At 63.2% G+C, this 14,431-nt stretch carries 14 protein-coding genes; 5 read left to right on the forward strand and 9 right to left on the reverse strand.

Annotated elements, in window-relative coordinates; all coding sequences use genetic code 11:
* A partial coding sequence (locus NKJ15_RS18880; protein WP_502906925.1) for a Rieske (2Fe-2S) protein occupies window positions 1-319 on the reverse strand: 319 nt, incomplete at its 3' end.
* A 465-nt stretch (window positions 320-784) separates the two neighbouring features.
* Between NKJ15_RS18880 and NKJ15_RS18885 the strand changes: the two genes are divergently transcribed.
* Together NKJ15_RS18885 and NKJ15_RS18890 are read left to right on the forward strand one after the other, a co-directional pair.
* Entirely contained in the window at window positions 785-1,369 is a 585-nt protein-coding gene (locus NKJ15_RS18885) for a glutathione binding-like protein (protein WP_352470601.1), read from the forward strand.
* 345 nt (window positions 1,370-1,714) lie between these two features.
* Entirely contained in the window at window positions 1,715-2,770 is a 1,056-nt protein-coding gene (locus NKJ15_RS18890) for an alpha/beta fold hydrolase (RefSeq protein WP_352540086.1), read from the forward strand.
* 78 nt (window positions 2,771-2,848) lie between these two features.
* Here NKJ15_RS18890 and guaD read toward each other — a convergent pair whose 3' ends face one another.
* The 8 genes from guaD to add form a co-directional block, all read right to left on the reverse strand.
* On the reverse strand, window positions 2,849-4,216 hold the full coding sequence (gene guaD / locus NKJ15_RS18895) for a guanine deaminase (RefSeq protein WP_352470600.1): 1,368 nt from the start codon (window positions 4,214-4,216) through the stop codon (window positions 2,849-2,851).
* A gap of 100 nt (window positions 4,217-4,316) precedes the next feature.
* Window positions 4,317-5,180 carry an aromatic ring-hydroxylating dioxygenase subunit alpha gene (locus tag NKJ15_RS18900; RefSeq protein ID WP_352540085.1) on the reverse strand — a complete coding sequence of 288 codons (864 nt, stop codon included), beginning with the start codon at window positions 5,178-5,180 and terminating at the stop codon, window positions 4,317-4,319.
* 23 nt (window positions 5,181-5,203) lie between these two features.
* Complete coding sequence (locus tag NKJ15_RS18905) at window positions 5,204-6,604, reverse strand: 8-oxoguanine deaminase (RefSeq protein ID WP_352470598.1); 1,401 nt, start codon at window positions 6,602-6,604, stop codon at window positions 5,204-5,206.
* 7 nt (window positions 6,605-6,611) lie between these two features.
* Complete coding sequence (locus NKJ15_RS18910) at window positions 6,612-7,547, reverse strand: ABC transporter permease (protein WP_352470597.1); 936 nt, start codon at window positions 7,545-7,547, stop codon at window positions 6,612-6,614.
* A 10-nt stretch (window positions 7,548-7,557) separates the two neighbouring features.
* Entirely contained in the window at window positions 7,558-8,610 is a 1,053-nt protein-coding gene (locus NKJ15_RS18915; protein ID WP_502893731.1) for an ABC transporter permease, read from the reverse strand.
* Between the two features lie 2 nt (window positions 8,611-8,612).
* Window positions 8,613-10,217 (reverse strand): ABC transporter ATP-binding protein, encoded by a 1,605-nt coding sequence (locus NKJ15_RS18920; protein WP_352470700.1) that lies wholly within the window; start codon window positions 10,215-10,217, stop codon window positions 8,613-8,615.
* A 115-nt stretch (window positions 10,218-10,332) separates the two neighbouring features.
* Window positions 10,333-11,454: a BMP family ABC transporter substrate-binding protein gene (locus NKJ15_RS18925; RefSeq protein ID WP_352540084.1), complete on the reverse strand. Its 1,122-nt coding sequence runs from the start codon at window positions 11,452-11,454 to the stop codon at window positions 10,333-10,335.
* Window positions 11,455-11,481: 27 nt separating this feature from the next.
* Entirely contained in the window at window positions 11,482-12,522 is a 1,041-nt protein-coding gene (gene add, locus NKJ15_RS18930; RefSeq protein ID WP_352470595.1) for an adenosine deaminase, read from the reverse strand.
* Between the two features lie 224 nt (window positions 12,523-12,746).
* Between add and NKJ15_RS18935 the strand changes: the two genes are divergently transcribed.
* From NKJ15_RS18935 to NKJ15_RS18945, 3 genes are read left to right on the forward strand one after another with little or no spacing between them, the layout of a single operon-like run.
* A complete protein-coding gene (locus NKJ15_RS18935; protein WP_352470594.1) occupies window positions 12,747-13,049 on the forward strand; it encodes a hypothetical protein in 303 nt (100 codons plus the stop codon).
* The gene (locus NKJ15_RS18940; RefSeq protein ID WP_352470593.1) at window positions 13,046-13,768 is read left to right on the forward strand and encodes a Rieske 2Fe-2S domain-containing protein; all 723 of its coding nucleotides are present in this window, start codon (window positions 13,046-13,048) and stop codon (window positions 13,766-13,768) included. The genes NKJ15_RS18935 and NKJ15_RS18940 overlap by 4 nt, the downstream gene beginning before the upstream one ends.
* Window positions 13,765-14,400: a glutathione S-transferase family protein gene (locus tag NKJ15_RS18945; protein WP_352816766.1), complete on the forward strand. Its 636-nt coding sequence runs from the start codon at window positions 13,765-13,767 to the stop codon at window positions 14,398-14,400. Before NKJ15_RS18940 ends, NKJ15_RS18945 begins: the two co-directional genes overlap by 4 nt.
* Window positions 14,401-14,431: the final 31 nt, after the last annotated feature.

The following is a 14,431-nucleotide window of genomic DNA, read 5'->3' on the forward strand; positions in this document are numbered from 1 at the left end:
TGCAGCCAAGATGGGTGCAGACCTGGACCATCACCATCCAGGCTTCCTTGCCCGGCGTGGTCCGGTTGGCGTCGGTTGCCGGCGCGTCGGCCGGCAGGTTGGCGTTGCGGGCAATTGGATCCTTGAGCTCGGCGAGACTGACTGCCTGGCCGTCCTTCCTCTCTTTTTCGGTGCGGTTGCGCACGACAACCGGCTTGCCGTGCCAGTCGACGATCAGCGACGTTCCCGGCGTCAGCGAGGAGACGTCGACCTCGATCGCGGCGGGCGCCTCGACGCGCAATGTGTGCTCGGCTGTGGAGGTTTCGGAAAGGTCGGCCATGATGGCGACTCCTATTGTCGGAAGCTGCGTCATCGCGTTGGTGGCAATCGAGCAAAAGTCAGACCACGGCTTTCGCGTTTCCAGTCTGCTCGTGCCGCGCGGAATATGCCGGCCGTGGCCGGGTGTGAGCCATCGTGCCAACGGCACGTGCGTCCAATACTTTCGTTTAGGATTTCCTGAGCGAAGGACTGGCCGGGCCGGCGATGATGCCATTATGGAAGGTTCTGGATTCCTCCAGATAACCGTTGGCCGCTGAGCTGGCATACGTCCCGGCATTGCGCACGGCGATCCCGAACTTCAGTCCGACCATACCTCGGCATAGGCACGTCTAGCTGTCGGTGTCGTAGTCGTCGTCTCCGCCAAGTGCGAGTTTCTGGAGCGGTTGTCTCGCGTGGCGCGGGGCAGGTTTTCCGCTCGGCGACGACCAGTTGCGGGATTCAATCGGGTTCAGAAAAGGGAAAAGCGGTGAAACTCTACTACAGCCCTCTCGCCTGCAGCCTGGCGGACCACATCGCTCTGGAAGAGGCCGGTGTTTCCTTCGAGCGCGAAAGTGTGAACCTCAAGACCAAACGGACAGGCTCCGGGGATGATTTCACTACCGTCACGCGCAAGGGCTATGTTCCAGCCCTCGTGCTGGATAGCGGCGAAACGCTGACGGAAAATATCGCCGTCCTCGACTGGATTGCGTCGCAATACCCGCCACTGGCAGTGGCGGGGCCGTTGGGCCGTACCCGCCTTCTCGAAGCGCTGACCTACATCTCAACTGAAATACACCGAAGCTTCAAGCCGATGTGGCACCAAAGCAGCGATGCCGAAAAGGCCAGGGCGAGCGCGACGATTACGAGCCAACTCGAGTTCGTCGCTGACGGGCTCGAGACCGACTATCTGTTCGGCGACAAGCCGAGCGTCGCGGATTTTTATCTTTTCGTGATGCTGCTTTGGGCGGCCCGCTTCCAAGTCCCTGTTCCCGCGCCTTTGCAAGCCCTTCGCGTCCGAATGGCTGCCCGACCGGCCGTGCGCATCGCAATGGATCGTGAGGGCCTCGTCTGAAGCTGAGGGCGACTTCGAGCATAAGACCAGATGCAACATGTCCTCTCGCCCAAACAGAAGATCAGGAGTCATTCTCATGCTGCCGTTCCTGCGGATGCTACATCTACATCCAGCCGCTTCCAAGCGCGGGGACGGCCTAGGTCTCGAATTTCTGAGGAGGGAAATCGAGGAAACGCTTGACCTGACCGGCATTCAATCAGAGTTCGCCGCACTGCCTCCTGGCCGAGTGTTACAGTGGTTGGTCCGCCGCCCGCAGTCCCCATCGAAATAGGCAACATTTCCTGTCGGCCGATGAGGCGGGCGGTCCGGTCGTTCCTGCTTGTTGGTCATTACAGAGGCTTCATCATGAATGCGAGTAAGGCTCCCGACACGGTCGATCATCGCCGCCGGCGCATTGTTGGTGCTGCAGCAATGACGTTCGCCGCCACCGAACTCGGCTTGAGCGAGCCGGCGGCCACTTGGACGGTCGAGGCGAGGGCATCTGCTACGCAAGCCACGCAGAAATCATTCGGCTCGCTCGGGCAGGTCAATGCCGGAAATCTGAGCGTCGGATATGCGGAGCTGGGGCCCGCCGAAGGTGCCCCAGTGATCCTGCTTCATGGCTGGCCTTATGACATTCACACCTACGCCGATGTCGCTCCCCTGCTTGCCGCAAAGGGGTACCGCGTGATTGTGCCCTACCTGCGCGGCTACGGCACTACGCGCTTCCTGTCGGACGAGACGATGCGCAACGGCCAGCAGTCGGCGCTCGCCGCGGATACGATCGCCCTGATGGATGCGCTGGGGATCGAAAAGGCCACGATCGCCGGCTGCGCCTGGGGCGCTCGAACGGCCAATGTCGTTGCCGCGCTCTGGCCTGAGCGTTGCAAGGCGATCGTCTCGGTGAGCGGCTATCTCATCGGAAATCAGCAGGTCGGCATGGTGCCGCTGGCACCGGAGGCGGAGCTTCAATGGTGGTATCAGTATTACTTCGCCACGGATCGCGGCCGCGCCGGCTACGAGAAATACACGCGCGATTTCGCCAAACTCATCTGGCAACTCGCTTCGCCGCAGTGGAATTTCGATGATGACATCTTCCAGCGCAGCGCCGCAGCACTGGACAACCCGGATCACGTCAGCATCGTCATTCACAATTACCGTTGGAGGCTCGGCCTGGCACAGGGCGAGCCGGAATATGACGTTCTGGAAAACCGGCTGGCCGAAGCTCCCGTGATCACAGTGCCGACCATTACCCTTGAGGGCGATGCCAATGGCGCACCCCATCCCGACAGCAGTTCCTACGCCAAGAAATTCTCGGGCAGATACACGCACCGGATCATCACCGGCGGTATCGGCCACAACTTGCCTCAAGAAGCCCCGCAAGCCTTTGCCCAGGCTGTCATCGACGTCGGCGAATACTGATCAAAATCCATGACGTGCCCCCGACCGCAAGGAATAAAACGGGAAGAGTCCTGGTTCTCGGCACAGCCTCCGGTCCGCTTAGGCGAGAACAGCTCTCCCGCCGACCCAGACCGACGCGATGTTGGCCCTGGAAGCGGAGTAGACGATCTTCTGAAGGATGCCGTCGCCGTCGTCGAGTTCGTCCCACAGGTGAATTGTGCCTCTGGGCGCGGCGGTGTCGACCAGGATCGCATCGAAATGGTAGCCAGGCGAGAATCGCCCCACAGGCAAGCCGAGTGCCGCGCCACCGCCTGCCGTCGCCAGGTGGAAGGACTCGCGAAAGTCGACGCGTGCTGTTCCGGCCGTGCCGCGCGTCTCGGCCGCTAGCGCCGGGTCGGTGCCGGTTTCCAGCATGCGCGACGACATGACCGTCGCGCGCATCGCATCGAACATCGAGGCGCTCGGTCCCCCGGAAATGTCGGTGCCGAGCCCGACCTTGACACCCTTCTCGAGGGCCGCCCTCAACGGGAACACGGCGCCTGCGAAGTAGGCGTTGGAGACGGCGCAGTGCGCCACGGCCGCCTTGCGCACGCGGATCGTCTCCATGTCGGCAAGCGTAATGAAATTGGCGTGCGCGAGCACGCTGCCGGCGCGCAGCAGGCCAAAGCGATCAAGGCTAGACGTGTCGCTGATCCCGTGGCGCTGCAGCACGTAGCCATGCGCCCAGTCGCTCTCCGAGCAATGCGTCTGCACATGGCAGCCGCATTCCTGCGCAAGCGTGCCGAGCCCTTTGAGGGCGGCGTCGGTACAGGAGGGGATGAAGCGCGGCGTAATGACCGGCTTTACCCGTCCCGTGGCATTGTCCGGATGCCCATGCACGTAGTCGATCAGAGCGCGCGTGCCATCGATGGCCGCGTCCGCCGAGGTATCGCGATAATAGGCCGGGCACTCGTCGGGATTGTCCATCGCCACTTTACCGACCAGCGCACGTTGCCCACGTTCGAGGCAAATGTCGACGAGCAGCCTTGTCGCGTCCTGGTGGATGGTTGCGAAATAGAGCGCTGTGGTCGTGCCGTTAGCGATCAGGTCGTCGACCAGCAGGCCGTAGCTGCGCCGCGCGAAGGCGAGATCGGCGTAGCGCGCCTCCAGGGGAAACGTGTGTTTGTGGAGCCAGGCCTCGAGCGGCACGTCCAGCGCTCTGCCGAGCTGCGGATATTGCGGCGCGTGCACGTGAAGATCGACGAAGCCGGGCAGCAGATAACTCTGCGCCGGCAAGGTCGCCAGCGAACCGGTCCGGCGCGCGGCCTCCAGCGCCTCGTCATAGCCGGCATCATGCGGATGCAGCACCGAGGCGATGATGCCTGATTGATCGATTGCGATCAGGGCATGGAGCAACTCTTCCACGAGCCCGCGCTCCGGCGCGTGAAAGCCGCTGGCCAGAAGCGTCTTGCCGCTCAGGTCGCTCACCTGTCCTCCGCCGAAGAACAGCTACGCACTGCCGTCGCGAAGCGCCAGAGCGTGATTGCCCGTCCGTCGATGCCGATGACAATATCGGAAGGGCTGCCGCTCATGCGGCTTGCGCCGTCGTGCCGTAGGTGATGCCCTTCTCCTTCAGCCAGCGGCGATAGGCGATCGACGAGCCGTCGGCCCGCGTCGGGATTTCCGCGCGCGGCTCGAGCGGCAAAAGAAGTGGCCGCTGGTTCTCCAGGATGATGCGGTCCTGCAGGAAGATGAGCTGCTGGAACTGCACAAGTTCGGTCGTGGTCGATACGTCGTCGATCAGGAACATGACGGGGTGCGCGCGGCAGCGGTCCGGATCGAGGGGCTGCATGAACAGACAGATCACGTCCCACCGGGTAGCCGAGTTGGGGCAGGTCTTGTAGAGCATCACCGCGAAAGGATTGGCGACCCGGTACATGTATTGGGTCATGATGCCGCCGGTCGCCGAGAGTGCTGCCTGCGGCTGGAAGAATTCGCAGTTGGTCGCCCACACCTCATCCACGTCGCGGCGGATTTCGGTTGTGTAATGCCGCACTTCCGTGTGCGGCTCGGCGCCCAATATGTCGGTATGGACGAAGGGGAAATGCGCCATGTCGAGGAAATTCTCGACGATGCGCAGGCCGGACGCCTTTACCGCGATCGCTCCGCAAACGACAGGCCGGCGATCGTCCTCATAGGCCTCCGGGATCGACAGCACATCGCCGGCCGGCATGCCGAGCGTGATCCATAGATAGCCGTAGCGTTCCTTGGCCGGGACTTGGCTGCCGTCGCCGGCACGCGACACATTGACCGGGCCTGCCGTATCGCGGGCTACCAACAGATCGACGCCCAGAAGCCGGTTCGGCATCGTGCCGACCGGAATCTCGTTCAGCGCGTCAATGCAATACCATTGGTCGAGGGCCGCCTGCTCCGCAGCTCGCTTAATCGTCATTGTTGCGTCCTTCCTGTGCTATCTCACTGCCGATAGATGCGGTCCATCACGGCCCGGTGGTCGGCCATCGCCGCCTCGACATCGAAAGAGGCGAAGTCGCCTCTCGCGATAATCTGCCGGCCGTTGATGTAGGAATAGTCGACCTTGAAGGGTCCGCAAAGCACCAGCGCGGCGAGCGGGTCGCGCTCGGTGCCGGAAAGGCCGAGTTGGCTGCGTTTGACCGCGATGAAGTCGGCGCACATGCCGGGCGCGAGATGGCCGATGTCATTGCGGCCGAGCAGGGCAGCGCCACCGCGCGTCGCCATTTCGAGGGCCTCGCGCGCGGACAGCGCCGTCGGCGTGCCGCCGAAACCGCCGCGGCCGCCGGGCTTTTCGGAGAGGTAGTGGTGCGGCGCGACACGCTGAAGCATCAGCGCCAGCCGCGCTTCCATGAACAGGTTCGACGTGTCGTTCGAGGCCGAGCCGTCGACGCCAAGGCCGACCTTCACGCCCTTGTCGAGCATCTCGCGGATTTTCGCGATGCCCTGGCCGCAGCGCATGTTAGCCGACGGGCAATGGGCGACCCCGGTGCCGGTTTCGGCGAAGCGGTCGATCTCGTCGCTGGTCATGAAAATCGAGTGGGCGAACCAGACGTCGTCACCGAGCCAGCCGACGGATTCGGCGAACTCGACCGGCCGTTTGCCATAGATTTCGAGGCAGTACTTCTCCTCGAAAAGCTCTTCGGCAAGGTGCGAATGCAGGTTCACGCCCTTGTGGCTGCGCGCCAGCGATGCCGCATCGCGCATCAACTCCGGAGTCACCGAGAAAGGCGAGCAAGGAGCCAGGATGATTCGGCTCATTGAATGCCGCGACGCGTCGTGATAGCCGCCGATCAGCCGTTCGGCATCCTTCAGGATATCCTCTTCCTTTTCGACGCAGCGATCCGGCGGCAAGCCGCCCTGGCTTTCGCCGCGCGACATGGCTCCACGCGCAGCGTGGAAACGCAGACCGATATCGCGGGCCGCACCGATCGTCGCGTCGAGCGTGCAGTTGTTGGGCAAGATGTAGAGGTGATCGGAGCTGGTCGTGCAGCCCGAATGGATAAGCTCGGCCATCGCTACGCGCGCCGAGACACCTATCGCATCGTCGTCGAGCTCGGCCCAGATCGGATAGAGCGTCTTCAGCCAGACAAGCAGTTCGTCGTTCTGAGCCATCACACGGGTGAGGTTCTGGTACATATGATGATGCGTGTTCACCATGCCCGGCATGACGACATGGCCCGATAGGTCGAGCACCTCGTCGGCACTGGAGGCACTGAGTTCCGCGGTGGTGCCGACCGCTTCGATGACGTTGTCGTCGATCATCAAGGCGCCGTCGGAAATCTCGCGGCGCGTATCATCGAAGGTGGCGAGCAGATCGATGTTCTTGACAAGCAGGCGGGGCATGACGGTCTCAACGCATGTCGCGGAAATAGGGTTCGCCGAGAGCAGCCGGCGCGGCCATTACCCGGCGCATGCGCTGCCAGGCAAGCACCGGCACGATGATCAGGGCGATCGTGCCGAGATAGGGCAGCATCGACAGGATCGGCGCCGCGATCGGCCAGTTGCGTGCTTGGCCGACGAAGCCGAGCGAGGTGATGAGACCGAACAGCAGAGCGGCCAGCACGGCGTTGAGGGGCCGGTAGCCTGCGAAGATGACGAGAGAGACGGCAATCCAGCCGCGGCCGGCCACGACGCCTTCCGACCAGGAGGGAACGAAGGCAAGCGTGAGGTAAGCGCCGGCGCCGGCCGCCAGCGCCGAGCCCGCGGCGACATACCAGAAGCGGATGCTTAGCACCGAAATGCCGGCGGCGTCGGCTGCCGCGGGGTTTTCGCCCACCGCGCGCATGTTCAGCCCGTGGCGCGTGCGGAACATGATGTAGTGCAGCACAACCGGCAGGACGATGTAGATCAGGTAGACAAGGATGTTCTGCGTGAAGATCGCGCGACCGAGCAGCGGGATGTCGCTAAGATAGGGAATAGCGATCGGCGCGAAGGTCGCCGGCGCCGGCATGCCGGAATAGGCGCGACCGATCGTTGCGGCCATGCCGGTGCCCATCAGCGTCAGCGCCAGGCCGCACAACACCTGGTTCGCTTTAATGACGACGGTGCCAAGAGCGAAGACGCAGCCAATGAGGAAACCGACGGCAAGCGCAAGGACGAAGCCGAGCATAGGGTGCGGCGTGGCGACGACGACCGCGATGCCAGTGATTGCACCGAGCGCCATAAGCCCTTCGACGCCAAGATTGACGACGCCGGCGCGCTCGGAGAGCGTCTCGCCCAGCGCCGCCAGCGCCAGCACGCCGCCGGCGAGAATGGAGGTCTGGATCAGTCCGGCGATCATGTCCATGGGTGTTTCCTCAGCTCGCGACCGGTTCGGTCCGCGTGATGCGGTAGTGAGCGAGTTCGTTGCCGATCGCCGTGAAGAACAGGATCAGTCCGGTGATGGCGAGCACGGCCGAGACGGTGATGCCTTGCGTCTGCAGGATGATGCCCGAATTCAGGATGACGCCCATCAAAGCCGCGCCTGCGAGCACGCCAAGTGAGGAACCGCGCGCCAGCACCGCGACCATGATGCCGAGATAGCCGAAATTGTTGGAAATGCCGCCCTGCAGGCGATGCACCGTGCCAGCTACTTCCAGCATACCGGCGATGCCGGCGATCGCTCCCGACATCAGCAGGACGACGATCAGGCGGCGGCGGAACGGCATGCCCGCATAAAGCGCCGCGCTCGGGTTCGACCCAGCGACCCGCACCTCGTAACCCCAGCGCGTGTAGTTGAGCAGTCCTGCGATGACAAAGGTGAGCAGGATCGCCAGCGGGAAACCGTAGTGCACGATACCCCAGAATTCAGGCACGTCATGCGGCAGACGTGCAGTGGTCGCGAGCGCATGGCCGCTCGGGTCGAGCCATGGTCCGGTGGCGACGTAGTAGACCATCAGCGTCGCCACGAAATTCAGAAGCAGGGTGGTGATGAGTTCGCTGACATCGGCGTAGGCGCGCGCCAGCGTCGGCACCAGTATCCAGAGCAGCCCGCCGAGCGCGCCAGCGATGAACATAACAGGCAGGATCAGCCAGGTCGGGCCGGGAATGAACAGCGCGACTGCCGTGGCGCTGAAGGCGCCGGCATAGAATTGGCCCTCCGCGCCGATGTTCCAGGCGCCGATTCTCAGCGCTACCCAGACCGACAGGCCGGTCAGGATCAGGGGAGTGACCAGAAGTCCGACATCTTCCAGCCCGAAGCTCGAGCCAAAAGTCGAGTTGAGCACCTCCCAGGCGAGTTCGACGGGAGCATTGCCGCGAGCGGCCAGAACCAGGCCGGCGACCCCCAGTGCCAGCACGATCGCCAGGGCACGTGCCGCAAAGGCAACGGAGGGCTGCGCGGATGGAACGCGCTGGAGCTTGATCGCCAAGGTCAGTGCTTCCCGGCAGCGGCCTGGGCGCCAGCACTGGACCGCATCTGCCCGCCCATCATCAGGCCGATTTCCTCGATGTCGGTGGAGGCAGTCTCCACCGCGCCCATGATCCTGCCATGGAACATTACGGCGATGCGATCCGACAGGTTGAACAGCTCTTCCAGCTCCTCGGAAATGAAGAGCACACCGACGCCGGCATCGCGCAATTCGACGAGATAGTGCATCATCGTGTTGATCGCGCCGACATCGAGGCCACGGCTCGGATAGGCGGCGATCAGAACCTTGCTTGCGATGCGCATCTCGCGGCGTGCGACGAGGCGCTGCTGATTACCGCCGGAAAGGTTGCGCATGGGCATGCCGAAATTGGGCACCGCAACGGATGCCGCTTCGGCGATCGTGCGCGCAAGAGCAGCCGCTAGGCGCGGTCGGAACGCGAAGCCCTTTGAAACAGGCGCCGACGCATATTCGCGGATTATGGCGTTGTCGGTGATTGAAAGCGCCGGCGCCAGACCGCTGTGCAGCCGGTCTTCGGGAATGTGGCCGACGCCGAACTTCGCGTAATCGACCGCGCCGGCGGTCGTGACGCCCTTTCCGCCGAGCAGTATCTGGCCCGAGTGGATCGGCCGCAAGCCGGTGACGACCTGGGTCAGCTCCTTCTGGCCGTTGCCGGCCACACCGGCGATGCCGAGAATCTCGCCGGCATGGATGTCGAGCGAAACCTCGTCGAGAAGGATGCCGCCCACGTCGTCACGCGCGACGACGGATTTGAGGCTGAGCACCGGCTCGGCGGAGATGCCGGCCGCGCCTGGCTGCCTGGCACGCAGATTGCTGAGCACGATCTCACGGCCAACCATCAGGCGCGCCAGCATCTTCTCGCCGCAGTCCGCGGTATTTTCGGTGGCCACCTTGCGGCCGCCGCGCAGCACGGTGATGCGGTCTGATATTTCCAGGACCTCGTCGAGCTTGTGGCTGATGAAGATCACCGCATTGCCCCGGGACACGAACTGCTTGAGCGCCTTGAAGAGCTCGCGCGCTTCCGCCGGAGTAAGCACTGCAGTCGGCTCGTCGAGGATCAGAACACGGGCATTGCGCGCGAGCACGCGTAGGATTTCCACGCGCTGCTGCTCGCCGGTCGAAAGATCGGCGACGCGCGCGGATGGCCGTACCGCGAGGTTCAGCTTCTCGGCCAGTGCGGCAGTCCGCGCCTCGAGCACCGACGAGCCAATACGCTTGGGCGTTTCGGACCAGCCGAGATGAATATTCTCGGCGACCGTGAAGGCGGTCACCAGCTTGAAATGCTGGTGGACCATGCCAATACCGGCGGAGATCGCATCGACTGGAGATGCGAAATGCTTGGCATAGCCGTCGACGACGATCTCACCGGCATCCGGCTGATAGATGCCGGTGAGGATGTTCATCAAGGTCGATTTGCCGGCGCCATTCTCGCCGAGCAAGGCGTGGATCTCCCCCGGCATCACGTCCAGGTCGACGTCCTGGTTGGCAACGACGCCGGGGAAATATTTGCTGATGCTCTTGAGCAGCACGAGCGGCGGTGCGCCGGAGCCAGGCTCGTAACGTCCCGGGGAGGTGGACGGCACCTCCATGCCGCCGTAGCGGTGCTCGCTCGAAGCATGATGAACTGGAACAAAATCATTCATCCCGCTTAGCTCTTTGCCTTCTGCCGCATAGTCTATCCGAAAACTCTGCAATCTTTCAGGACTACGCTTGGAGGCCGCTGACGCCTTCGATCGACCAATCCCAGTTGTAGAGTTCCTCTTCGGTCATGCGATGGCCGGCAGCCACCTTGACGTTGCCCTTGGTGTCCTTGATCTCGCCCTCGAACGGGCTCCAGCCGCCGAGAATCTTGTCGCGCACGGCATCGGCCTGCTTTGCGACCTCGGTGGGCACCGTCTCGCCCCAGGCATCGCGGTCGATACCGCCGCCCATCGGCAGGATGGTCTGCGATGGCGTCCACTTGCCTTCGAGGCGCAGGCGCACCTGGTCGACATAGAATTTCTTGAAGTCGATGGCGATCGAGGAGACGTAGGCCTTCGGCCCGTAGCGGCGGATGTCGGTATTCCACATCACGGCCTTCGCGCCGCGCTGCTCGGCCACCTGCAGATAGCCTGCTTCGTCCATGATGCCGAACAGAAGGTCGGCGCCGTTGTCGATGAGCGCGGTGCCGGCCTGGGTGGCAGCCTGCGGATCGAACCACGAGTTGATGACGATGGTCTGCATCGTGGCGTTGGGATTGACCGAACGGGCGCCCATCAGGAAGGCATTGGTGCCGGAAAAGACCGACGGAACAGGGAAGGAGGCGACGTAGCCGAGCTTGCCGCTCTTGCTCATCAGGCCCGCGGCGACACCGGTGACGTAGGTTGGGTACCAGTGGGCGAGATAGTAGGTCGAGAGATTTTCGAGCGGGTTGCGGCCATCGCATTCATAGAAGGCGACGTCCGGCGAACGCTTGGCCACGTCGTAGAGGAAGTCGCCATAGTTGGAGGTGGCAAACACCATGTTGGCACCTTCCGAGACGAACTGGCGGAAGGTGCGGGTCGCGTCGGCCGAATAGGGGATGCTTTCGACGAACAGCGTCTTCAGCTTCGGGAACGCTTCCTGCACGGCCTTCATGCCCTGGTCGTGGCTCCAGGTCCAGCCTTCATCGGTCACCGGACCGGTGTGGCCGAAGGCGATGACCGCGTTTTCCTCGGCGACGGCGGCGAGCGGCGTCTGTGCATTGGCGGGCGTGATAAGGCCGGATTTCGGCAGGAGCAGCGAGGCGCCGGCCGCGGCGCCCATGTTGAGGAAGCCTCGGCGGGAGAGATTGCGCAGGTCGATCATGCTTCGGTCCTTTGTTCCGTGTCGTGTTCAGTTCGGGAGAGACAGTTCGGTTTCCATGAGGCGGTCGATTTCTGCCGACCAGTCGGCCGACCATGCCTGCTTGATGTCGTCATCGAGCCATGCTGCGGACAGGCCAGCCAGCGCGATCCGCTTCAGTGCCGACGGCCCGAGCGCAAAATTTTCGGCGATCAGCGCGTATTCGCGGTCGAGCGTCGTGGCGAACATGGGCGGATCGTCGGAGTGGATCGTCACGGTAAGCCCGGCCTCGATCATGCGGCGGATCGCGTGGTCGGGCGCGGTGAGGTCACGCCAGACGGTGGTGGCCAGCGTCGTGCTCGGACAGCAGGTGAAGACGATGCCCATCTCCTTGCACTGCTCCATCAGCGCCGGATCGTCGACGACATGGTAGCCGTGGTCGACCCGTCTCAGGCCGAGGACGTCGACGGTATCGCGGACATAGTCCGCCGGGCCATCCTCGCCCGCATGGTTGGTGACATTGAGCCCGGCAGCCCGCGCTCGCTCGACGATGCGCGCAAACATCGGCGGCGGGTTAGGGCGTTCGTCGTAATCGAAGCCGATGCCGATCACCTCAGCCGGGCGCTCGGCCAGAACCATGTCCAGGAAGCGCTCGCCACCTGCCGCGCCGAGCGGCTTCGCATGCGCCGGTATCAGCTTTGCCATAAGCCCATAGCGCTCCTTTGCGCGGTGAAAGCCGTCGAGGATGCCTTCGAGCATAGTCGAATAGGCCACGCCATGAGCCAGATGCGCATGCGGGCTGAAGAACAGTTCGACGTAGCGCGCACCGGCTTTAGCGCAGCGCTCCAGTGCCTCGAAGGTGATGCGAGAGAAATCGTCCGCAGTCCTGATCGAGGCGCAAACCAGATCGTAAATCTTCAGGAAATCCAGCAGGTTGCCGTAGCTGTAGAGCTCCGATGTCAGTCTGCCGTCCGGCAGCGGCACCGCGTTCAGCGCCGCCAGCTCGGCGAATGTCTCCGCGGATACGGCGCCCTCGAGGTGCAAGTGCAACTCGACCTTCGGCATGAGCTGAATGAAACTTGACAACGACATCGACGCTCACTCGCCCGGATCGGCAACCCCAAAGCCGTACCTGGTTTTCTTGGGCGACGGACGGCTGCCGAGTTGTTCGATAATCGCGGCTTTTTCCAACTGTCCGATCACCTGATACGCAACAGATGTCAGGGAAACGGGGCTTGCACAAGCCAAAAAATGATGCCTAACTAGACACATTCTAAAACTGCTTAAAAAATGTGCAGGCCGGGAGAAATATAGGCATGAAGCACCTACGGGAAGCGCAGAACCCTGCGCCTCCGCCTCAAACAACGCGCCTGCGCTTCATCGGCCGACTGGTGTCGTCGAGCTTTGGCGAGTTCGCCGACAGGCGTGCCGCTCGGCTCAATCTCGATCTGCTGGTGCACGAAGCCGCGGACGATTTTTTTGTCGTCCAGGTTTCGGGCCAGCCCGATCTCATCGATGCCTTCGAGATGGCATGTAGCTTGGGGCCAATCGACTGTCTGGTGATGGACTGCGAACGGGCCGAAATTTGGGAATATTCCAGAGGGAAAGACGCAGAATGACGATACAGGCTGGATGGCACCCAGTGGCGCTGTCGGGATCGATCGAGCCGGGCAGTTCGGCCGGAATCCGCCTTGGCGGAAACGAGCTGGTGGTCTGGCGCGACAACAGTGGCGCAGCGCATGTGTGGGAGGATCGCTGCCCGCATCGCGGTATGAAGCTGAGCTTCGGTTTTGTCCGCGGCGATCATATTGCCTGTCTTTATCACGGCTGGCAGTACGATGCGGCCGGCCAGTGCCGATACATTCCGGCCCACCCCGATCTCAGGGTGCCGGCGTCCATTACCGTGTCTGCCCACAGATCGGCCGAGGCGGCTGGGATAGTCTGGACGGCACTGGATCCGGCAGCAGCATTGCCCGAATTGCCTGCCTTGGCAGAGGAGGTGGTGCCGGTCCGCAGCCTGCATCTCGACAGTCCCGCCGCAATGGTGATCGATGTCGTGAGGGCCATGCCGCCCAGGCCCTTCTCCCGCGGATCCGGGCTCGCTGAGCTGAAGGCGCTGAGCGGGATGCTGTTCAGCCTGACGGTCGGCGAAGACACGCTGCTTCTTGGCCTGCAGGAACTGACCGACAAACGATCGGCCCTACACATCGTGATTGACGGACCGGCAGCCAAGTATGCCGGCAAGGGGCAGAAGCATTTCTTCGCTTGGACGAGCGAGCTGCGTCATCATCTCGAGACCGGGCGTACCGGCGCGACCTCGACGACGCGGGCTGCATGATGGCGAGGATCACGCTCTACAACTACGAGCTGGACGAAAACTGCTACAAGGTGCGGCTGGCGCTTTCCATGCTCGGCCTGGAATGGCAGACCGTTGCAGTCGATGCATTTCCGGGGGCGGAGCAGAAGACGCCGCCATTCCTGGCCATGAACCCGGCGGGCAGCCTGCCCATTCTCCGCGACGACGAGGTGACGATGTTCGGCGCCGAGTCCATCGTTGTCCATCTGGCGCGCAGCCACGATTCAACGGGTGCGTGGCTGCCGGCGGATGGTGCGGATTTCGCCAAGGTGATGCAGTGGCTTTTCTTTGCTGCCGGCGATCTCGGCGTTGCCGGCGCCGCGCGCCGCCATGCCATGTTCGGTGCCGCCGGCGACGAGGCTGCGCTGCGTGCCGGTGCCGCGCAAGCGCTCCGCGCCATGGACGACCATATGACCGCGCGGGGTTTCGAGAAGAAAGAATGGTTCGCTGCGGACCGCCCGACCATCGCCGACATCGCGCTTTTTCCGGCGTTTGCGCTGAGCCGCGATTTCGGCGTCGACCATGACGAGTATCCGGCGCTGCGCCGCTGGGTGCGTCGCTTCCGCGCGCTTCCGGGCTTCACGACCATGCCGGGCATCCCCGATTACCATTGACGCCCAACATTCGACGAGAACGAGGCAAGCA

It is taken from the genome of Mesorhizobium sp. M0207 (assembly GCF_040321995.1).
GTDB lineage: Bacteria > Pseudomonadota > Alphaproteobacteria > Rhizobiales > Rhizobiaceae > Mesorhizobium.